This window comes from Embleya sp. NPDC020886, from assembly GCF_044333915.1.
Classification (GTDB): domain Bacteria; phylum Actinomycetota; class Actinomycetes; order Streptomycetales; family Streptomycetaceae; genus Embleya.
Window position 1 is genome coordinate 370,417 of record NZ_JBIRRX010000002.1, and the last position, 21,317, is coordinate 391,733.

Below are 21,317 nucleotides of genomic sequence, written 5' to 3' on the forward strand. Positions count from 1 at the left end.
TCCCGCCGCCGATGGCCCACCCCGACCGGCCGGGGCCCGGTCGTCACTGGTCCACCCGCTCCCAGCCGCGGCGCGGGCGGGTCGTGCCCGCCGGCCGGGGGTCGCGGGTGCGGTAGACGACGTAGGGGCGGAAGAGGTAGCCCACCGGCGCGCTGAAGGCGTGCACGAGGCGGGTGAACGGGAAGAGCGCGAACAACACCATCGCCAGCACCACGTGGACCTGGTAGGTGGTCGGTGCCGCGGCCATCAGCTCGGTCTTCGGCCGAAGGTAGGACAGGCTGCGGAACCACGGGGCGATCGTCTCGCGGTAGTTGTGTTCGTGCGGGCCCACCGTGTTCCACACGGTGGCGGCGGTGCCCGCGAGGATGGTGCCGGCCAGGAAGAGGTACATCAGCTTGTCGTTGCGGGTGGTGGCCAGGAAGACCGGCCCGGTGCTGCGCCGGCGCCGGATCAGCAGCGCGATGCCGGCGATGGTCGCCAGGGCGGCGGCCAGGCCCAGCGCGGTGGCCGCGACGTGATAGGTGTGTTCGCCGATGCCGACGGCGTTCGTCCACGACTGCGGGATCAACAGACCCACCACGTGACCGGCGACCACGAACAGCAGGCCGTAGTGGAACAGCGGACTGCCGATCCGCAGCAGGCGCGACTCGTAGAGCTGGGACGAGCGGGTGGTCCAGCCGAACTTGTCGTAGCGATGGCGCCAGACGGTCCCGCCGACCAGGACCACCAGGGCCAGATACGGCAGTACCGCCCACAACATGGTGTTCATCGGCCGACTCCCGGGGCTCGATAGCTGTCCAGTCCCACGTCCTCGCGCGGCGGTCCGGCCCGGGCCAGGGCGCGGGCCTGGGCGCGGTCCCCGGGCGAGGCACCGGGCAGCGTCGCGCACACCGCTTCGAGCACGCCCGCGTACGGCGTGTCCGCGTCGAGCAGGGCGAAGCGCAACAACTCGATGCCGGGCCGGTGTTCGCACAGCAGCGCGGTGCCCGCCGCGGCGGCCGAGGGACCGCCGGTGGCGGCGAACTCCAGCACCGCGGGCAGGAAATCCGGAAGTTCCGCGCCGATGAACTCCAGACCGTGCTCGCGATAGACCTGCTTGAAGTTCACCAGCGCCGCACCGCGCCGCCGGGTGTCCCCCTCGCGCCACCAACTCAGGTACAGGCTGCGCCGGTTGCGTAGGTCGAAGACGGTCACGTAGTGCGCGGCCAACTCGGCCGGCGGCCGAGCGCACACGTCGTCCAGAAAGGCCGTCAGCCGGTCGGCCGCCGGACCCGGAACCCGGGCCAACGCGGCCCGCAGCAGCGGTACCCGGGCGTGAAAGCCCTCGTCGGGATAGTGCAGACACAACGCGGCGGCCTGACGGATCACCGCCGTGGTGTGCAGGTCGTCGGTTCGGGCCCGAATCCGGGCCTCGACCCGGGCCTGGCCCCGAGTCCGAATGCGGTCGCCGAGCGCCCTCATCGCGCGCCGTCCCCCGGCTCGCGGCCCCCCGGGTCGTCGTGCGGGCGGTCGCGTTCGGGAAACAGCCCCGCCGGCCGCCCGTTGCCGTCCCAGTTGAGCAGGTTGACGCGCCCGCCGCGGCCGGAGGTGTCGGCGGGTCGGTCGGCGGTGCCCCGGTCGCGCAGGGCGTGGAAATTCTCCACGCTCACCGGCACCGGTGCGCCGGACGCCTCGCCGAACGGGCCGGAGCCGCCCATGCCCGGCCCGCCCTCGAAGTCCAGGCTGCACCCCTCGGGCAGCGCGGATTCCTCCAGCCGTCGCGCGTCGCCGATCGCCGCGCTGGGGATCACGTACCGCTCGTCGTACTTGGCGATCGCCAACAGCCGGTACAGCTCCCGGATCTGCGTCCCGGTCAGGCCGGCCAGGGCGGCCACCGCCTCGTCCGGTTCCTCGTCGAGGTTGATCGCCCGCATGTAGGAGCGCATGGCCGCGAGTCGCTCCAGCGCGGCGCGTACCGGTGCGGTGTCGCCGGCGGTGAACAGTTCGGCGAGGTATTCGAGCGGGACCCGCAGGGTGTCGATCGCACCGAACAGGTTGCCGGCCTCCTCGCCGTCGAAGCCGGTCGAGGTCAGCGCGTCGACCACCGGGGACAGCGGTGGGATGTACCAGACCATCGGCATGGTGCGGAACTCCGGGTGCAGGGGCAGCGCGACCCGATACTTGGCGATCAGCGCGTGCACCGGCGAGCGGCGGGCCGCCTCGATCCACTCGTGGCTGATGCCGGCCTCCTCGGCCGCCCGCCGCACGGCCGGCTCCGCGGGGTCCAGGAAGACACCCAACTGGGCCCGGTACAGGTCCTTTTCGTCCGCGACGGAGGCGGCCGCGAGCACGGCGTCCGCGTCGTAGAGCAGCACGCCGAGGTAGCGCAACCGGCCCACGCACGTCTCCGAGCACACCGTCGGCAGACCCACCTCGATCCGCGGGTAACACATCGTGCACTTCTCGGCCTTGCCGGTCTTGTGGTTGAAGTAGACCTTCTTGTACGGGCAGGCCGTGACACACATGCGCCAGCCGCGGCAGTCGTCCTGGTCGACCAGCACGATGCCGTCCTCGGCGCGTTTGTACATCGCGCCCGAGGGACACGCGGACACACACGAGGGGTTGAGGCAGTGTTCGCAGATCCGGGGCAGATAGAACATGAAGGTCTGCTCGAACTCGAAGCGCACCTTGTCGGCGACCTTCTCCCGGGTCTTGACCACCATCGGGTCCAGGTGGCCGAGTTCGGCGGTGCCGCCCAGGTTGTCGTCCCAGTTGGAACTCCAGGTGATCTCCATCGGCTTGCCGCTGAGCAGCGAGCGGGGGCGGGCCACCGGGATGTCGTCGCCGAGCGGGGCATCGGTGAGGTTGCGGTAGTCGTAGGTCCACGGCTCGTAGTAGTCCGCGATGGTCGGCAGCCTGGGGTTGGCGAAGATCCGGGACAGTCGGTGCAGCCGTCCGCCGGAGACGAGTTGCAGCCGGCCGCGCCGGTTGAGCCGCCAGCCGCCCTGCCACGCCTTCTGGTCCTGCCACCGGCGCGGGTAGCCCTGGCCGGGGCGGGTCTCGACGTTGTTGAACCACACGTACTCGACGCCGCCGCGGTTGGTCCAGGTCTGTTTGCAGGTGACCGAACAGGTATGGCAGCCGATGCACTTGTCGAGGTTCATCACCATCGCGATCTGGGCCATCACGCGCATCTCAGTACTCCACGTCCTGCGAGCGGCGGCGGATCACGGTGACCTCGTCGCGTTGATTGCCGGTCGGGCCCAGGTAGTTGAAGGCCCAGCTCAATTGCGCGTAGCCGCCGATCAGATGGGTGGGTTTGAGCAGTACCCGGGTGAGCGTGTTGTGGATGCCGCCGCGTCTGCCGGTGCTCTGCGCCTTGGGTACACCCACGGTGCGGTCCTGGGCGTGGTGCATGTAGACGGTGCCGGTGGGCATCCGGTGCGAGACCACCGCGCGGGCGGTGACCACACCGTTGCGGTTGACCGCCTCGATCCAGTCGTTGTCGCGGACCCCGATCGCCTGCGCGTCGGCGGTGCTCAGCCAGATGCTCTGGCCGCCGCGGGACAGCGAGAGCATGAACAGGTTGTCCTGGTACTCGGAGTGGATCGACCACTTGTTGTGCGGGGTGAGGTAGCGCACGGTCACCTCGTGGTTGCCGTCCGGGCCCGGGCGGGGTTCGCCGAACAGCCGGTGCATGTCCAGCGGCGGCCGGTAGACCGGCAACGCCTCGCCCAGTTCGTGCATCCAGTCGTGGTCGAGGAAGAAGTGTTGGCGGCCGGTGAGGGTGTGCCAGGGCTTGAGCTGCTCGGTGTTGAGGGTGAACGCGGTGTAGCGCCGGCCGCCGGCCTCGCTGCCGGACCACTCCGGCGAGGTGATCACCGGCTCGGGCCGGGCCTGGGTGTCCGCGTAGCCGATGCGCTTGCCCTCGTGTTCGGCGGCCAGGTGCGCCATCGCCTGTCCGGTCCGCTTCTCCAGGGTGCGAAATCCCTGGACGGCCAGCCTGCCGTTGGTCGTTCCGGACAACGCGAGGATCGCGTCGCAGGCCCGCACCGCGGTGTCCAGGAGCGGGCGACCGTCGGCGACGCCACCTCGGGCGGTGCCGTTGAGCCGGCCCAGGTCCTCGACCTCGCGGGCGACGTCGAAGGTGATGCCCTTGACCGGCAGTCCCAGGGTGTCGGCGAGCGGCCCGAGCGTGGCCATCCTGGCCGCGACCGCCGGGTAGTCGCGTTCGACCACGGTCAGGTTCGGCATGGTCCGGCCCGGCACCGGCGGACACTGGCCGGCCCGCCAGTCCAGGGCGACCCCGCCGGGCTGGGCGATCTCGCCCGGCGTGTCGTGCTGGAGCGCGGTGGCCACCAGATCGCGCCGGGTGCCCAGGTGTTCGCGGGCCAGCTCGCCGAAACGCGCCGCGATCGCGTGGAACGTCTCGAAGTCGGTACGGGCCTGCCAGGGCGGGTCGATCGCGGGTGAGAACGCGTGCACGAACGGGTGCATGTCGGTCGAGGACAGGTCGTGCTTCTCGTACCAGGTCGCGGCCGGCAGCACCACGTCCGACAGCAGCGTCGTGGACGTCATCCGGAAGTCCAGCGAGAGCAGCAGGTCGAGCTTGCCCTCGGGGGCCTGCTCGCGCCAGCGCACGCCGCGCGGCCGGGAGCCGGCGGGCGCCTGCTCGGCGCGCAGCGAACTGTCGGTGCCCAACAGGTGTTTGGTGAAGTATTCGGCGCCCTTTGCGGACGAGCCGAGCAGGTTGGAGCGCCACACGGTGAGCACCCGCGGCCAGTTGCGCGGTGCGTCGGGGTCCTCGCACGCGAAGCCCAACTCGCCGCTGCGCAGGGCCTCGACGGTGTGCTCGACCGGGTCGACGCCGGCCCGGTCGGCCTCGTCGACCAGGTCCAGCGGGTTGCGGTCGAAGGTGGGGTACGAGGGCATCCAGCCCAGCCGGGCCGACGTCGCCAGGCAGTCCGCGGCGGTCATCCCGGACAGGTCGCCCGCGCCCAGCGGCGAGGCCAGCACGTCGGTGGTGAAGCCGTCGTAGCGCCACTGGTCGGTGTTGAGGTACCAGTACGCCGTGCCGATCATCTGCCGCGGCGGCCGGGACCAGTCGTTGGCGCTCGCCAGCGTGGCCCAGCCGGTGGACGGCCGACACTTCTCCTGACCCACGTAGTGCGCCCAGCCGCCGCCGTTGCGGCCCTGGCAGCCGGTGAGTTGCAGCAGCGCCAGGAAGGTGCGGTAGATCGTCTCGGAGTGGAACCAGTGGTTGGTGCCCGCGCCCATCAGGATCATGCAGCGGCCCTTGGAGCGCTCGGCGGTGTCGGCGAACTCGCGGGCGATCCGGACGGTGCGCGCGGCCGGCACCGAGGTGAGTGTCTCCTGCCACGCGGGGGTGCCCGGCTGGGTCGCGTCGTGGTAGTCGGCCGGCCAACTGCCCGGCAGCCCCGGCCTGGGCACGCCGTACTGGGCCAGGAGCAGGTCGAACACGGTGGTGACCAGGGGCCCGTCCGGGGTCAGTCGGCGAGCCGGCACGCCCCGGCGCAGCACCTCGCCGCGGCCCTGGCCGTGCTTGCCCCCGTCGGTGTCGAAGCGGGGCAGGAGCACCTCGACGCCGTGCGCGGCCGGGTCGTGGTGCAGGGTGAGGCGGGGGCGGACGCCGGCCAGGTCCAGGTTCCAGCGGCCCCGGCCGGATTCGGTCCAGCGGAAGCCGATCGAGCCGCCGGGGACGACCGGTCGATCGGTGTCGTCGTCGAGGAGCACGGTCTTCCAGTCGGCGCCGTCGTGGTCCGTGCCCGCCGTCCCCGCCTCGGCACCCGTCCCCGCCGCGGTCTCGGCGAGATCGGCGGCGCGCAGGAACTTGGCGGGGGTGTACGCGCCCGGTTCGTCGGCGCGTTCGGTCAGGGTGACCAGGAACGGCAGGTCGGTGAACTGCTTGACGTAGCCGTCGAAGAACTCGACCGTGCGGTCGACGAAACACTCCTTGAGGATCACGTGGCCCATCGCCATGGCCAGCGCGGCGTCGGTACCCGGGTGCGGGTGCAGCCACTCGTCGGCGAACTTCGCGTTGTCCGCGTAGTCCGGCGCGACCACCACCACCTTCTGCCCGCGATAGCGCGCCTCGGCCATCCAGTGCGCGTCGGGGGTGCGGGTGACGGGCACGTTGGAGCCCCACATGAACAGGTACGCCGCGTCCCACCAGTCGCCCGATTCGGGTACGTCGGTCTGGTCGCCGAACACCTGCGGCGAGGCCACCGGCAGGTCGGCGTACCAGTCGTAGAAGGACAACATCGGCGCGCCGATCAGGCTCATGAACCGGGCGCCGGCGGCGTGCGAGACCATCGACATGGCCGGGATCGGGGAGAACCCGGCGACCCGGTCGGGTCCGTACCGCCCGATCGTGTGCACGTGCGCGGCGGCGACCAGTTCGACCGCCTCCTCCCAGGTCGCCCGGACCAGCCCGCCCCGGCCCCGGGCGCGCTGGTAGCGGCGCCGGCGCTCGGGATCGTCGACCACGTCGGCCCAGGCCAGGACCGGGTCGTGCAGGCGTGCCTTGGCCTCGCGGTACATCTCCAGGAGCACCCCGCGCACATACGGGTAGCGCACCCGGGTGGGGGAGTAGGTGTACCAGGAGAACGCGGCTCCGCGCGGGCAGCCGCGGGGTTCGTATTCGGGGCGATCGGGTCCGACCGAGGGGTAGTCGGTGGCCTGGGTCTCCCAGGTGATCACGCCGTCCTTGACGTAGACCTTCCAACGGCAGGAGCCGGTGCAGTTGACGCCGTGGGTGGAGTCGACGACCTTGTCGTGGCTCCAGCGCTCGCGGTAGAAGACGTCGCCCTGTCGGCCGCCCCGGAGGTATTGGCTGCGCAGGTCCGGCGAGACCACCGCGTTGCGTCGGAAGAAGCGGCCGGTGCGCAGTAGCAGATCGCTCGCGGGGCCGTCCAGACCGGGAGCCGGCGGCGGATCGACGGGTGGCGGCCCGGCAACCGCCGGCTCCGCGGGCGGTGGGCCGGCCGGCGGGTCTGCGGGCAGGGGCGAACCGGTGTCCATGGTGACCCTTCGAGGCGACGACTCCATGTCCTGAATACGAGTCAATGTCCTATATGTAAAGGTTCGATGGTGGGATTTGGGTGCATAGCTCATCGTGTCCGTCCACCCGGGCGCAGAACACGCGAAGGGACCATCACACGTGGAGCAGACTCGGCCGGCGACTCGCACGACCGGTGCCCGGGTGCCCCGTGCCGCGTGGGTCAACCTCGCGGTCGCCACCTTCGGGATCCTGATCAACTTCTGGGCCTGGGGCCTGATCAGCCCGCTGGGTCCCTCCTACAAGGAGGACCTCGGGCTGAGTTCGTTCCAGCAGTCGTTCCTGGTGGCCGTGCCGGTCCTGGTCGGCGCGCTCGGGCGGATCCCGGCCGGCGCGCTGACCGACCGCTACGGCGCGCGGCTGATGGTGCCGACGATCAGCTTCCTGACCGTGTTGCCGGTGCTGGCGCTGAGCGTGTTCGACTCGTTCGCGATGTTGTTGGTGGTCGGATTCGTGCTCGGTGTCGGCGGCAGCTTCTTCGCGGTCGGCGTGCCCTACGTCAACGCCTGGTTCCCGCCGGAACGACGCGGCACCGCGATCGGCATCTTCGGCATCGGCACCGGCGGTACGGCGGTCGCCGCGTTCTTCACGCCGCGGTTGTTGCGCTGGGTGGACGACCCGAACTTCCAGTTCTACCTGGTCGCCTGCGTGTTGGTCGGCTACGGCCTGATCGCCGCCGCGGTGGTGCGCGACGCGCCCGGGCGCACCGTGCCCGATCGGCTGTTCGGGCCACGCTTCACCGCCGCGCTCAAGCAGCCCTCGACGCTGCCGATGGCGCTGTTGTACGCGGTGTCCTTCGGCGGGTTCGTCGCGTTCGGCGTGTACCTGCCGACGTACCTGCGCGAGGTCTACGCGCTGAGCCAGGACTCGGCGTCCACCCGCGCGGCCGGGTTCACCGTGGTCGCGGTGTTGTGTCGGCCGATCGGCGGCGCGGTGTCCGACCGGATCGGTCCGGCGAAGGTGCTGATCGCGAGCTACGCGGTGCTCGGCGTGGCGGCCGTGTGGCAGGCGTTCGCCCCGGAGTTGATGCCGCAGGGCACGATCGCCTTCCTGGTGATGGCGGGCATGCTCGGCGCGGGCAGCGGCGCGGTGTTCGCGCTGGTCGCCAACCTCACGCCCAAGGACAAGGTCGGCACGGTCACCGGACTGGTCGGCGCGGCGGGCGGTCTGGGCGGCTTCGTCCCGCCGCTGATCATGGGTTCGGTCTACAGCGGCACCGGCTCCTACGCGATCGGCCTGATGTTGTTGTCCGACGCGGCGTTCGCGGCGATGGTCTACTGCGCGGCCCGGCTGCTCGGCCGGGATCGACGACCGGCGCAGTCGGACGAGTCGCCGGAGTGGCGGGCGGCCGCGGGCGCCGAGGCCGAGAGCCGGTAGGGCGTGCCGGCGGGTCGGTCGGGGCTTCCGCTTTTCCCCCTGACGATGGGTCAGGAAGGCGCATAGGATCCATGCCCATGTCACTCTGGGGACGATTCACCTCGGCGCGTTCGGCCGCGTCGGCACCGGTGCTCGTGTGGGACGCCGCGCTCGACGACGACGAGGTCCGCACGATCGCGCAAGGGCTGCCGCGCGACGGGGAATTCGCGCCCGCCGCCGCGTTGTTGGAGCGGGTGGGGCGGGACTGGGCCCGCCGGGTGGTCGCGGTGACCGCGCTGGGCGAGGTCGCGGCGCTGCACCCGGAGTGGTTGTGGACCTGGCGCGTCGAGCGGCCCGAATCGCCGGACCCGCTGGTGGTGATGGCCGCGGCGACGGTGCGCGCGGCCTGGAACGCCCGCGGCGCGAAGCAGGCGAGTCTCACCAGCGGGCGCGAATTCGCGGATTTCCACGAGCTGTTGGTCGAAGCGGACCGCGCGTGCCTGCTCGCGACCGAGGCCGCCGCGGACGATCCCACCCCGTGGGTCTCGTGGTTGCGGGTATGCCGCGGACTCGGCGTCTCGCGCGCCGTGTTCGACGCCCGGTGGGACGCGCTGTGCGAACGCGACCCGGCGCATCGTGCCGGTCACGACGCGGCGTTGCAGTATCTGTGCGAGAAGTGGCGCGGATCGCACGCCGACATGTACACGTTCGCGCGCCGGGCCGCGGCCGACGCGCCGGACGGCTCGCCGCTGGTGATCCTGCTGGTCGAGGCGCACATCGAGTACGCGCTGCGGATGAACTGGGACGGGGAAACCGACGACACCGACTTCTGGCGGGCCGCCGCCCGGCAGACGGACCTGGACACCGCCCTGGACCGCTATCCCGTCGACGCCGTGCCGCGACACCCCAGCGCCCTGTCCGATCACAGCGCGCTGGGCTACGCGTTGGCCAGGTCCCAGCGCTGGTCCGAACTCGCGGCGCGGTTCGAGGCGACCGACCACCGGGGCTTCCACCTTCCCTGGACCTACCCCGGCGGCCGGACCTTCTTCGAACAGGCCCACGCCGAGGCGACCCGAGGGCGCCCCCGCCGCTGAGTCGGCGGTCGGCGACGGTCGGCACGAGCGCCGACTCCGGGTACGACTCCACGCCGGTCGCCGCGATCCGCCGTGCCGCGTCCGCGGTCCGTTCAGGCGCTCGGCCCCCGCGACCGGGGTCGGGCCGCGGCAGGGCCGGGTGGCCTGGTCAGCGGACCTGGGCGGGGCCGAGTTCGTTCGGGTCGGCGGTCGGCGGCGGGGTGGGCGCGGGGGCGGCGCGGGTGTCGGTGCGGGTGACGGCGATGCCGGCGATCACCACGAAGACGACGCCGGCCGCGGGCATCGGACCGGGGACCTGGTCGAGCACCACCAGGCCCATCAGCAGCGCGATGGCCGGTTCCAGGCTCATCAGCGTCCCGAAGGCGGAGGCGCTGAGTCGGCGCAGCGCGAGGAATTCCAGGCTGAACGGCAACACGGCGCTCAGCACCGCCAGCCCCAGCATGATCAGCGACAGCGACCAGGTCACGTCGCCCAGCCCGGTGGGAGCGGCGACGAGCATGGCGACCAGCCCGGCCACGGGCATCGACACGGCCAGCCCGTTCAGGCCGGTGACCCGGTCGCCGACGTGTTGGGTCAGCAGGATGTACGCGGCCCAGCAGACCGCGGCCGCCAGCGCGAAGGCCAGGCCGACGGGGTCGGTGCCGGCATGCCACGGTTCGGTCAGCAGGACGACGCCGAGGGCGGCCAGGGCCGTCCAGCGCCGGCGTCCGGAGCCGGATCCGTACAGCGACACCGCCAGCGGGCCGAGGAACTCCAGCGCACTCGCGGTGCCCAGCGGCAGGCGTGCCACGGCGAGCATGAAGAACAACATCAGCCCCCCGCTCACCGCGCCCAACAGCGTGCACGCCCACAGGTCCCGACCGGTGAAGTCGCGGCGGCGCGGTCGGACCAGCAGCAGCAGGATCAGGCCCGCCCAGGCCAGTCGCAGGCCGGCCGTGCCCAGTGCGCCGAGTCGGTCGATCAGCGGCACCGACAGCGCCAGGCCGAGCTGGACGGTGGACATCGCCGCGACCGCCATCAGGGCGCCGGTCGCGGCGTCCGGGAGGCCGGCTGCCGGCAGGCGCGGGCCCGGGATTTCGCGGCTGGTGGGTGGTGCCGACGGCGTGCTCATGTGTTCCAGTACATGACCTCGCCATCGTTCGTGTCCACGTGCCGATCCGAAACATATCGTTCGTGGATCGTGGACAATCGCACCATGGAGACCCGACGTTTACAGGTGCTGGTGGAACTGGCCCGACTGGGCTCGATGCACGCGGTCGCGGACGTGCTGGGCACCAGCACCTCGACCGTCTCGCAGCAGATCGCCGCGCTGGGCCGCGACATGGGAGCCACCCTGATCGAGCCGCACGGGCGTCGGGTGCGGCTCACCCCGGCCGGCCGCCGACTGGCGGAGCACGCGGTGACCATCCTCGCCGCCGTCGAGGAGGCGCATCACGACCTCGCGCCCGGCGCGGAGCCCAGCGGCACCGTGCGCATCGCCGGATTCGCCACCGCCATCCGCGCCCACCTGCTGCCCGTGGTCACCGACCTCGCCGCCGACCATCCGCGCATCCGGGTGCTGATCCGCGAGCACGAACCCGCCGAGGCGTTGCAACTCCTGGCCGAGGACGGCACCGACCTGGCCCTGACCTACGACTTCAACCTGGCGCCGGCGCCCGAGGACCCGACGGTGCGCGCCATACCGTTGTGGACCGCGCGATGGGGCCTGGGCGTGGCCGCGCACGTCGCCGACGGCGAGGGCGCGCCGGGGGTGAACGCGGCTCGTACGGCGGAGGTGTTCGCCCGTTTCGCCACCCACGACTGGATCGTCAACTCGCGCAACACCGCCGACGAGACGGTGATCCGTACCCTCGCCTCGCTCGTCGGCTTCACCCCGCACGTCACGCACCAGGCGGACAGCCTCGACCTGGTCCAGGGCATGATCGTCGCCGGCCTCGGCGTGGGTCTGCTGCCCGAGGGCATCGCCGTCCTACCCGGCGTGCGGCTGCTCCCGCTCACCTTTCCCCAGGTCGATCTGCGCGCCTACGCGGTCACCCGGCACGGCCGCCTCAACTGGCCCCCACTGGCCCTGGTAACCGAACTCCTGCTGCGCCGAGCAGCCGAGGCAACGCCCCCGAACGACCCGGCCCGGGCCTGAGCAAACCACCACCCGGCCCTACATCCGTCGCCGTCGACGACCAGGCGCAGGAGCGCGCCCGCGCCGAAGCCGGGCGACCACGGGGCGACGACCACCGCGCCGGGGCGGGCCTGGGCGATCCAGGGGTAGGGCAGCCTGCGGGTGAACGCGGCGGTGGCGTGCACCCGGTCGAAGGTGCCCGCCTCGGGTACGCCCAGGGCGCCGTCGCGGGTCAGGATCGTCGGCGACAGCCCCATGCGCGCGTGGGCGGCGCGCGCGGCTCGGGCCATCGCCGGGTCGATCTCGACCGAGACGACCCGCTCGCCGCCCACCCGCCAGGCGAGCAGCGCGGCGGTCCAGCCCGGTCCGGTGCCGATCTCCAACACCCGGTCGCCGGGCCGCACATCGAGCTCGGTGAGGAAGGAGGCCACCGCGCGGTAGTCGCTCAGCGAGCTGCTCGCCAGAACCCCCACGCCCGCGCCGTCGTCGACCTGGGTCACCACCGGTCCCGCCCGCCGCACCACCGCTGCCCAACCCGTCGGGTCCGTTTGGCGATCCACCGGCGCATACCGCCCCGACCCCGCGTCGGCACTCCACACCAGATCGGGCGCAAACGCCTCCCGGGGCACGGCGAGCATGGCCTCGCGCACCCACGCGACGGGGAAGGCGCCCTCGGCATCGAGGACGCCCACGATCGCGGCGTTGTCGCGCACTACGGCTTGTCCTTCTTGCGCCGGCCCGGCCCCGGTTGTCCGATGCCCGGCAATACACCGTCCTGCTTCTGCCTGGGATCGGGTTGCGGCGGATCGGGTTGCGGTGCCGGGGGTTTGTTGTGCTCACCCATGACGGGCCTCCGTGCCCTCGGAGGAAAGTGTGACACTCCGAGTGTGCTCAGCCATCGGTTACCGCAAGACTCCGTGTTGGGCGGATCAGGGCCGTCCCGCGACGCGGCCCCGGCCGCGGGGTCGAACACCGCGCACGGGGGCGTGTGCCGGCAGGTGGATGCGCGGTGGTGAGGGATGTCGAGAAGGGTGCCCCGAGGGGGGTGGGGTTGGGGTTGGTGGTTCGGACGGAATCGAGGGTCGTTATTCGTGCGGGTGGACGATACGAGGGGTTCGGGCGCTGCCTACCGTGAGCGTCCTCTGCGGCACCTGCGCCGTTCTCCGAGGAGGTATCCAGCATGGGACGATCCGCTGCGGTCGGGTCCGCTGTCCGGACGGCGGGTCGGGACACCCGTACGCTGCCCCGCACCACGTCGAGGGTCGGCGGCGCGCGTGCGGCTGCGGCTGCGGTCGCGCTGGGGCTGCTCGCCACCGGGTGCGGCGGTACCGGCAGTTCGAGTGCGGGCGGAAGCGACACGCTCACCATCGGGATCACCGACGATCCCGGCAACCTGTCGCCGCTCACCTCGCTCTCCAAGATCACGTCGCTGCTGTCCCGGTTCTCCTACGACTCGCTGGTGAACGTCGCACCCGACGGCAGGATCGTCTCCGGCGTCGCCGAGAAGTGGACGGCCGACACCCTCTCCGCGACCTTCACCCTCAGGCGCGACGTGACCTGCGCCGACGGCAAACCGCTCACCGCGTCCGCCGTCGCGGCCCAGTACAACTTCATCGTCGACCCGAAGAACACCTCGCCGCAGTACGGCCTGACGGTGGCCCCCGGAACCGTCGCCACCGCCGACGATGCCACCAACACCCTGACGCTGCGCACCCCCGAGGCCACCCCGTTCCTGCTGCGTGGCACCACGGGGTTGCCGCTGGTCTGCCCCTCGGGCCTGGCGACACCCGATTCGCTCACCCACGCCACCGACGGCACCGGGCCCTACCGACTCACCGAGGCCGCGACGGGCGACCATTTCACCTACACCAAACGACCCGACTACGTCTGGGGCCCGGACAACTCCCGCTCCACCGACCTGCCCGAGCGGCTGGTCTTCAAGGTCATCGCCAGCGAGTCCACCAGGGCCAATCTGCTCCTGGCCAAGCAACTCGACATCGCCCCCGTGAACGGTGCCGATCGCATCCGGTTGACGGCGGCCGGCCTCAAGCACGAGATCCAGCGCGACCCGTTCGGCATGCTCTTGATGAACGAGGCGTCCGGACACGTCACCGCCGATCCGCAGGTGCGGTGGGCACTGATCGCCGCGCTCGACCTCAAGCAGTTGGGGGCGGTGGCCACCGGCGGCAAGGGAGCGGCGCCGACCAGGGTCGCCACCACCATGTTGCCGCCCTGTCAGGCCGACGCCGTCAGCGCGAACACCCCACCGCACGACCCGGCGCGCGCGGCGGAGGCGCTGCGGGCCGCCGGCTGGAAGAAGTCGGGTGGCCACTGGAGCAAGGACGGCAAACAACTGTCGATCGTGCTGCCCCACCCCACCACCGCGGGTTCGCAACTCCTGTCCGCCATCGAGTTGGCGATCGAACAGTGGAAGTCCTTCGGAGTGAAGGTCACCCGCAAGCCGCTCACCAACGGCACGACGGGCGAGGTGCTGGCCTCCGGCCAGTGGGACATCTCCTGGACGCCGCTCACGCTCACCCAGCCCGACCAGCTCGTCCCCTTCTTCAGCGGTCCGGCGGCACCCGACGGGATCAACTTCGGCTCCATCGACAACCCGGAGTACAAGCGCCAGGTGGCCCTTGCGATGGCCAAGCCGGATGTCGCCGGTTGTGCCGAATGGACGGCGGCCGAGGCCGAGTTGGTCAAGCGCGTCGACGTGGTGACGTTCGCCGACTCGCTGTCTCCGTACTTCGTCACCCATGACGCCGGCTTCACGATCGACGGCGCCGGCATCGACCCGATGTCCCTGCGTCTCAACCGCAAGTGACACCGCCGGCCGCGCCTGCCCGGGGGCTCGCGACGAGGTAGGGGCAGGCGCCGGCCGGCGAGTACGAGCCGTCGGCCCGGCGGTGGGGCAGGATCGACGCGGTGACGGCCTCGGTGAGCCGAGGGCGTCCCGAGTGGTCGATCGCCTCGGCCGTCGGGCCGGCGAGAGCAGGCAGTGACCGCCGGCGTGCCGCCGGGCCCGGTGACGGCGCACCGTCCGGGGGCGGCGGCGCGTGAGCGCGTGAGCACGTGAGCGCGCGGACTCGCGGACTCGCGGCGAGTGGGTGGAAGAGCCCGGAAAGACCTAGCGGCTTGGGCATTTGCCGAGTGGGTCGGATCGTGTGGTGGGTGCGGTTTTCGATTTCCCGCCGACGGATCGCCCCGGCCGCGTCACACATTCGGGTCGGCGTTCGTCTACATCGCATGGACAACGAACCCGGGCCGGTGCCCACGCCGCGCGTATCGTGGCCGGCCGATCAGTTCGAGGAGCTGCGCCCGCACCTGCGGTCCGTCGCGTACGGCATCCTCGGTTCGCGCACCGACGCCGACGACGCGATCCAGGAGACCTGGTTGCGGGTATCGCGCAACGAGCACGCGGACATCCGCGACCTGCGGGCCTGGCTGACCACGGTCGTCGGGCGGATCTGCCTCGACATGTTGCGCGCCCGACGGCTGCGCCGCGAGGAGTATCCGGGCACGTGGTTGCCGGAGCCGATCGTGCGCGCGGCCGATGCGCACGCGGACGACCCCGAAGGCAAGAGCATCGAGGCCGAAGCGATCGGTCTCGCGCTGCTGATCGTGCTGGAGACGCTCAACCCGGCCGAGCGCCTGGCCTTCGTGCTGCACGACGTGTTCGGCATGCCCTTCGACGAGGTCGGCCCGATCGTCGACCGCAGCCCGGCGGCGGCCCGGCAGTTGGCCAGCCGGGCGCGCCGGCGCGTGCAGTCCGCGCCGCAGCCGGAGGGCGACCTCAAGCGGCAACGCCGGATCGTGGACGCGTTCCTGGCCGCCGCGCAGCAGGGTGACTTCGACGCGCTGATGACCGCCCTGGATCCGGACGTCTCCTTCCGGATCGACCTGGGCGCGAGCCGGCACTCCGCCTCGTCCGCCCTGGTGGGCGCCGAAAAGGTGGCGCGGCACATGCTCGCGTCGGCCCCGTTCTTCCTGCCCTATTCGCGCCCGGTCGTGGTCAACGGCGGCCCGGGACGCCTGGTGGGCAATCCCCGGCAGCCCAGCGGCATCGCGGGCTTCACCGTGGCGGGCGGCCGGATCGTGCGGATCGACGTGATCGCCGACCCCGAGAAGCTCCGGGGCGCCGCGCTCGACGTCGTGGACGACGCCGATTCCGTCGACTACCCCGACTTCACCCGGATCCCGCACGGCGCGTCGGCCGACGACGACACCCACGGGCGCCCCGGGGACACCGAGGGCTGACCCACCGAATACGCCCACGTGCGGACGACCGCACCCAGCACCATCCGACCCCGCCTCGGGCCGCGCCGGCCGGCGCCGCCCCATGCCCGCACGCCCGCATCTCTTCGGGAGCGACCATGTCCACCGGCACCTTCACCTCGACCGATCCGACCGATCCGACCGATCCGACCGATCCGACCGACTCGCCGGAGCATCCGGCCGCCGATGCCTCGTTCCTGGCCACCCCACGGGGCAGGCTCACCCTCGTCCTGCTGTGTGCGGTGGCCTTCCTCGACTTCGTCGACGCGTCCATCGTCAACATCGCGCTGCCCAGCATCCAGCGCGACCTCGGCCTGAGCAACCAGGGTCTGCAATGGGTGCCGTCCGGCTACCTGATCACCTACGGCGGTCTGATGCTCCTCGGCGGGCGCGCCGCCGACCTGATCGGGCGCCGCCGGGTGTTGATCGCCGGCACCGTCGTGTTCGCCGCCGCCTCCCTGATCGGCGGACTGGCCCAGAGCTCGGCGGTGTTGATCGGTGCCCGGCTCGCCCAGGGCGTGGGCGCGTCGATGATGTTGCCCGCCGCGTTGTCGATCCTGACCACCTCGTTCGGCGCAGGCCCGGATCGCAACAAGGCGCTCGCCGCCTGGGCGGGCACCGGGGCATTCGCCTCCGCCGTCGGTGTGTTCCTGGGCGGGGTGCTCACCGAGGGGCCCGGTTGGCGCTGGGTCATGTTCGTCAATCTGCCGGTCTGCGCCCTGGTCCTGCCCGCCATCCCGCGACTGCTCCCGGACGACCGGCATCGGGTCTCGACGCGCGGCTTCGACTTCCTCGGCACCGTATTGGCCACCGGCGGACTGGTGTTGCTGGTCCACGGCCTGGTGCAGGCGCCCGATCAGGGCTGGGGGTCCTCCCGCACGATCGTCGAACTGGGGGTCGCGGGCGGCCTGTTGCTGGCCTTCGTGGCCAACGAGGCGGTCGGCCGCAACCCGCTGATGCCGTTGGGCATCTTCCGGGTGAAGGGCCTCGCGGCGGCGAACGTGACGCAACTGGTGGCCATGTCCGGCTTCATCGGGATGTTCTTCTTCCTCACCCTGTACACCCAGGAGGTGCTGGGCTACTCCGAGATCAAGGCCGGATCCGCCTTCCTGCCGGTCACCGTCGGCGTGGGGATCGCCGCCGGACTGGCGCAGCCGCTGCTCGCCCGGGTCGGTACCCGGCCGCTGATCGTGGTCGGCGCGCTCATCGCGTCGCTCGGGATCGGGTTGCTCTCCCGGATCCCGGTGCACGGCTCGTACCTCACCGACCTGCTGCCCGGCCTGGTCGTGATGTCCTTCGGGCTCGGCTTCGTCTTCGTCGGCGTCGCCACCGCCGCCAATGCGGGGGTCCCCGCCGATCAGGCGGGCCTGGCGGCGGCTCTGATGAACACGGCGCAACAACTCGGCGGCGCATTCGGCCTGGCGATCCTGTCCGCCGTCGCGACGTCGGAGACCGGCCGGCGACTGGCGGGCGGCGACGCGGCGGCGGACGCCTACACCGAAGGCTTCCGGAAAGCGCTCCTGGTCGGCGCGTTCCTGCTGGCCGGCGCGGCGGTGGTCGCTCTGTTCGTCGCCAACACCCGAGGTGAGGAGGCTCGACGTCCATGATATGAGATAGGAGTCTCATTATTCGACATACGGGCGTACGGTGTCGGTACCGGTTCGCGGCGTCGTGTCGCGGTGTCGGGCCATGCTCCAGGACGCGAAGGGGATGTCATGTCGAAGGAAAGCGCCGTCTATACGCATGGGCACCACGAGTCCGTGCTGCGTTCGCACACCTGGCGGACCGCGGCCAACTCGGCGGCCTATCTGCTCGATTCGCTCAAACCGCACATGCAGATCCTGGACATCGGCTGCGGGCCGGGCACGATCACCGCCGACCTGGCGTCGCTGGTCCCCGACGGCCGGGTCACCGGCGTCGACCACGCGCCGGGGATCCTGGTACAGGCGCGGGCCACGGCGGCCGAACGGGGCGTGGAAAACGTCGAGTTCGCCGTCGCGGACGTGCACGCGCTGGACTATCCGGACGACAGCTTCTGCGTCGTGCACGCGCACCAGGTGCTCCAGCACGTGGGCGACCCGGTACAGGCGCTGCGCGAGATGTACCGGGTCACCAAGCCGGGCGGGATCATCGCCGCCCGTGACTCGGACTACCCCACGATGGCCTGGTTCCCGGCGACGCCCGGGATGGACGACTGGCTGGATCTGTATCTGCGGGTGGCCCGCGCCAACGGCGGCGCGCCGGATGCCGGGCGGCGGCTCAAGTCCTGGGCCCTGCAGGCGGGTTGCTCCGACATCACCGCGTCGTCGAGCACCTGGTGCTACGCCGACGCGGAGGAACGCGCCTGGTGGAGCGGCCTGTGGGCGGATCGCACGCTCGCCTCGTCGTACGCCGACCGCGCCACCGAGGGCGGCCACGCGACGACCGAGCAATTGCACGCGGTGTCGCTGGCCTGGCGGGAGTGGGGGCGGCAGGAGGACGGGTGGTTCTCCGTCCCGCACGGCGAGATCCTCTGTCGCAAGCCGGTCTGATCCGACGCGGAACGGCCCGCATGCCCGATCGTCACCGGGATTTCACTCGTGCGCGCATTCCTCCGACGGTGCTTCGGTCCTAGCGTACCCATTGGTAACACGGGGGTCGCTTGCGGCGGTTCGGGCCGCCGCTGGGAAGGGAGTACGACATGGATCGGCGTACATTCCTGCGGGGCAGCGCCGTCGGCACGGGCGGACTGGTGCTCGGCGGCTCACTGTGGGCCTCCGCCGCGCACGCGGGGCCGGCACAGCCGGGCACCGGGCCCTACGGCGCGCTGTCGGCGCCGGACGCCAACGGGGTGCGGTTGCCCGCCGGGTTCGCCTCGCGCGTGGTGGCGAAGAGCGGGCGGGTGGTCACGGGCACCACGCACCTGTGGCACGGCGCCCCCGACGGCGGTGCGTGTTTCCGCGACGGGGACGGATGGATCTACGTCTCCAACTCCGAACTCCCGCTGGTCGGCGGGGTATCCGCACTGCGCTTCGCCGCGGACGGGAGCATCGGCGGCGCCTATTCCATCCTCGGCGGCTCGAACGTGAACTGCGCGGGCGGGGCCACGCCCTGGGGCACCTGGCTCTCGTGCGAGGAGATCGCGTTCGGGCGGGTGTGGGAAACCGATCCGTACGGCCGGACCGGGGCGGTCAAGCGCGACGCCATGGGGCGCTTCAAGCACGAGGCCGCCGCGGCCGACCCGGACCGGCGGGTGATCTACCTGACCGAGGACGAATCCGACGGCTGCTTCTACCGATTCACCCCCGACACGTGGGGCGACCTCGCGCGCGGACGCCTCGACGTGCTGTGCGCCCCGGCCGCGCCGGTGACCGGGCCGGTGACGTGGCGCACCGTGCCCCGGCCCGGCGACTGGCTGACCGGTACGCGCAACCAGGTCGCGGAGGCGCGCCGGTTCAAGGGCGGCGAGGGCGCGCACTACCGGGACGGGCGGGTGTGGTTCACCACCAAGGGCGACAACCGCGTATGGGTGTACGACGCGGCGGCGGGCATCCTGGACATCGCCTACGACGACGACCTGGTGCCCGCCGGGTCCGCGCCCCTGACCGGCGTGGACAACATCACCGGACGGCCCAACGGCGACCTGTTCGTGGCCGAGGACGGCGGCGACATGCAGATCTGCCTGATCACACCGGACGAGACCGTCGCGCCCTTCCTCCAGGTCACCGGCCACGACGGCTCCGAGATCACCGGCCCGGCATTCTCCCCCGACGGGCGGCGACTGTACTTCTCCTCGCAACGCGGCACCTCCAACTCCCCGGCAGCCGGCGTGACCTTCGAGGTGACGGGCCCCTTCCGCGACGCGACCTGACGTCACCGCGGCCCCGTCAGGTGGGTCCGGTGCCCGGCCCGACCCGGGTCAGACCCCGGCCCACCTGCGCAGCGCGGCGCTCGCCCGAGCGGCGTCCGCCGGGGCGAGGGCGGCTATCGTGACGCCGTGGCCCGCATGCGGGACCACCTGGATCTGCGTGTCACGGCTGCCCGGGCCCAGTCGGAACGGCTCGGCGCGGACCGGGTCGTTCTCGCCGTAGACGAACAGAATCCTGCTGCTCCGCGACCGCACCCAGCGGTCGATGTCGCGCATCGCCCCCGGCTCGAACCGCAGCGGTATGTCCCGAGGCACGTAGCTGCGCACCTCCTGGATGCCCGGGTAGCGCAGCAGACCCGTCAGGTGCGGAGCCGCGACCTGCATGTAGCCGAGCTGGGTGCCCAGTTGGTAGAAGTAGGGCTGGAAGAACTCGACGCTGCTGTCCGTGTAGACCGCGAACCGGCTGACCCCGTCGATCCACCGGTACAACTCGTCGGAGGACGCGGCGGGCGTGGGCACGCCGGCGCACTTCGTCTCGCCCGCGTACATCCAGAACATCATCGGCAGGCGGAGCACCGCGAGCTCGAACGCCTTGTCGACGCTGCCCAGCGTCTCGAAGGTCTGCCCGTTCGCCTGCGCCCATTGCCCGTAGCGGGCCACCATCTCCTCCCGTCGCACCAGCGCTTCGCGCTGCGCCGCCTGCAGCGCCGTACGGCACTCGGGCGTGCCCACTCCGGCCAGGAACGCGTCGTAGGCGGTGTCGTCGCGATCGTCGGTGTTGTTGGGCGCGGAGTAGACCACGCTGCCGTCCACGTCGTTCGGATAGAAACGCCGGTGGTAGACGGTGGTCATGCCGCCCTTGCTGCCGCCGGTGGAGATCCACGAACCCCGGTAGATCGGCTTGAGGGCCTGGATCAGCCGGTGGTGGTCGGCCGCCGCCTGACGGATGTTCAGGTGGGACAGGTCGGCGGGGTCGGGGCGGGAGGTGCCGAAGAAGCGCTGCTCGGTGTAGATCTGGTTGCCGTCGAGCATGACGGTCGGCTCGGAGCGGAAGCTCGGACCGGCGCCGAGGTCGTAACCACTGGTGTACAAAACCATCGGCCGTTGCGTGGAGACGTGCCGAAGGCTGAGTCGCTGTTCGAAGGAACCCCGTTCGGGGTGTTCATGGTCGGTGGGTTGACGGTAGGTCAGGTCGAAGTATCGGATGCCCGGCGCGACCGGCTTCTCGTCCAGCACCCGCATGCCCGGTATCGCCTCGATCCGGGCCCGGATGTCGGTCTCCTCGGCCTCGGCCGCCCGGGCGGTGGCCGCCGACTGCGCCTGGGCCGGGACCGCCGCGCCGCCACCGACGAGCCCGAGCCCGAGCACGACCGAGCACACGGAGTAGACGGCGAGTCTGCGCCCGCCGCGCCGCATTGCACGGTTGCGCCGGATCGACGGCGCTCCCCGGGGACTGCTTCGAGTCTGATCACCGGCTGCTTTTGTCATGCCTCAAGCAAAGCCGGAGGCCCGATACGAGCGGACCCCCGAAACGGGGGAATCATCTCCCCCGCCCGGGGGATGCCCGAG

16 protein-coding genes are annotated in these 21,317 nt (G+C 71.6%); 8 read left to right on the plus strand and 8 right to left on the minus strand.

The window, feature by feature from the left end:
* Window positions 1-43 precede the first annotated feature (43 nt).
* The 4 genes from narI to ACH4U8_RS08410 are packed head-to-tail and all read right to left on the minus strand — an operon-like array spanning window position 44 to window position 7,020.
* The gene (narI, locus tag ACH4U8_RS08395) at window positions 44-769 is read right to left on the minus strand and encodes a respiratory nitrate reductase subunit gamma (protein ID WP_395776238.1); all 726 of its coding nucleotides are present in this window, start codon (window positions 767-769) and stop codon (window positions 44-46) included.
* Complete coding sequence (gene narJ / locus ACH4U8_RS08400) at window positions 766-1,461, minus strand: nitrate reductase molybdenum cofactor assembly chaperone (RefSeq protein ID WP_395776240.1); 696 nt, start codon at window positions 1,459-1,461, stop codon at window positions 766-768. Before narJ ends, narI begins: the two co-directional genes overlap by 4 nt.
* On the minus strand, window positions 1,458-3,173 hold the full coding sequence (narH, locus tag ACH4U8_RS08405; protein ID WP_395776242.1) for a nitrate reductase subunit beta: 1,716 nt from the start codon (window positions 3,171-3,173) through the stop codon (window positions 1,458-1,460). Before narH ends, narJ begins: the two co-directional genes overlap by 4 nt.
* 1 nt (window position 3,174) lies before the next feature.
* Window positions 3,175-7,020, minus strand: coding sequence for a nitrate reductase subunit alpha (locus ACH4U8_RS08410; protein WP_395776244.1), 3,846 nt, complete (start codon window positions 7,018-7,020; stop codon window positions 3,175-3,177).
* Window positions 7,021-7,159: 139 nt separating this feature from the next.
* On the opposite strand from ACH4U8_RS08410, the gene ACH4U8_RS08415 reads away from it, so the two are divergent.
* Together ACH4U8_RS08415 and ACH4U8_RS08420 are read left to right on the plus strand one after the other, a co-directional pair.
* Window positions 7,160-8,434, plus strand: coding sequence for an MFS transporter (locus tag ACH4U8_RS08415; protein ID WP_360316573.1), 1,275 nt, complete (start codon window positions 7,160-7,162; stop codon window positions 8,432-8,434).
* 71 nt (window positions 8,435-8,505) lie between these two features.
* Window positions 8,506-9,507 carry a hypothetical protein gene (locus ACH4U8_RS08420; protein WP_395776245.1) on the plus strand — a complete coding sequence of 334 codons (1,002 nt, stop codon included), beginning with the start codon at window positions 8,506-8,508 and terminating at the stop codon, window positions 9,505-9,507.
* A gap of 148 nt (window positions 9,508-9,655) precedes the next feature.
* On the opposite strand, the gene ACH4U8_RS08425 is transcribed toward ACH4U8_RS08420, so the two are convergent.
* Window positions 9,656-10,618: an EamA family transporter gene (locus ACH4U8_RS08425; RefSeq protein WP_395776247.1), complete on the minus strand. Its 963-nt coding sequence runs from the start codon at window positions 10,616-10,618 to the stop codon at window positions 9,656-9,658.
* An 84-nt stretch (window positions 10,619-10,702) separates the two neighbouring features.
* Here ACH4U8_RS08425 and ACH4U8_RS08430 point away from each other — a divergent pair, with 84 nt between their 5' ends.
* Window positions 10,703-11,644, plus strand: coding sequence for a LysR family transcriptional regulator (locus tag ACH4U8_RS08430; RefSeq protein WP_395776249.1), 942 nt, complete (start codon window positions 10,703-10,705; stop codon window positions 11,642-11,644).
* On the opposite strand, the gene ACH4U8_RS08435 is transcribed toward ACH4U8_RS08430, so the two are convergent.
* Together ACH4U8_RS08435 and ACH4U8_RS08440 are read right to left on the minus strand one after the other, a co-directional pair.
* A complete protein-coding gene (locus ACH4U8_RS08435) occupies window positions 11,530-12,336 on the minus strand; it encodes a protein-L-isoaspartate O-methyltransferase (RefSeq protein ID WP_395776251.1) in 807 nt (268 codons plus the stop codon). The two genes, ACH4U8_RS08430 and ACH4U8_RS08435, sit on opposite strands and share 115 nt — an antisense overlap.
* The gene (locus ACH4U8_RS08440; RefSeq protein WP_395776253.1) at window positions 12,336-12,467 is read right to left on the minus strand and encodes a hypothetical protein; all 132 of its coding nucleotides are present in this window, start codon (window positions 12,465-12,467) and stop codon (window positions 12,336-12,338) included. The genes ACH4U8_RS08435 and ACH4U8_RS08440 overlap by 1 nt, the downstream gene beginning before the upstream one ends.
* A gap of 336 nt (window positions 12,468-12,803) precedes the next feature.
* On the opposite strand from ACH4U8_RS08440, the gene ACH4U8_RS08445 reads away from it, so the two are divergent.
* The 5 genes from ACH4U8_RS08445 to ACH4U8_RS08465 all read left to right on the plus strand — a co-directional run bounded on the left by ACH4U8_RS08445 (window position 12,804) and on the right by ACH4U8_RS08465 (window position 19,751).
* Window positions 12,804-14,450 (plus strand): ABC transporter substrate-binding protein, encoded by a 1,647-nt coding sequence (locus ACH4U8_RS08445; protein WP_395776255.1) that lies wholly within the window; start codon window positions 12,804-12,806, stop codon window positions 14,448-14,450.
* A 422-nt stretch (window positions 14,451-14,872) separates the two neighbouring features.
* The gene (gene sigJ, locus ACH4U8_RS08450) at window positions 14,873-15,883 is read left to right on the plus strand and encodes an RNA polymerase sigma factor SigJ (RefSeq protein ID WP_360316587.1); all 1,011 of its coding nucleotides are present in this window, start codon (window positions 14,873-14,875) and stop codon (window positions 15,881-15,883) included.
* Window positions 15,884-15,999: 116 nt separating this feature from the next.
* On the plus strand, window positions 16,000-17,508 hold the full coding sequence (locus ACH4U8_RS08455; RefSeq protein ID WP_395776257.1) for an MFS transporter: 1,509 nt from the start codon (window positions 16,000-16,002) through the stop codon (window positions 17,506-17,508).
* A gap of 108 nt (window positions 17,509-17,616) precedes the next feature.
* Window positions 17,617-18,432: a class I SAM-dependent methyltransferase gene (locus tag ACH4U8_RS08460; protein WP_395776259.1), complete on the plus strand. Its 816-nt coding sequence runs from the start codon at window positions 17,617-17,619 to the stop codon at window positions 18,430-18,432.
* Window positions 18,433-18,581: 149 nt separating this feature from the next.
* A complete protein-coding gene (locus tag ACH4U8_RS08465) occupies window positions 18,582-19,751 on the plus strand; it encodes an alkaline phosphatase PhoX (RefSeq protein ID WP_395776261.1) in 1,170 nt (389 codons plus the stop codon).
* Between the two features lie 48 nt (window positions 19,752-19,799).
* On the opposite strand, the gene ACH4U8_RS08470 is transcribed toward ACH4U8_RS08465, so the two are convergent.
* A complete protein-coding gene (locus ACH4U8_RS08470) occupies window positions 19,800-21,164 on the minus strand; it encodes a S28 family serine protease (RefSeq protein WP_395776263.1) in 1,365 nt (454 codons plus the stop codon).
* Between the last annotated feature and the right edge of the window lie 153 nt (window positions 21,165-21,317).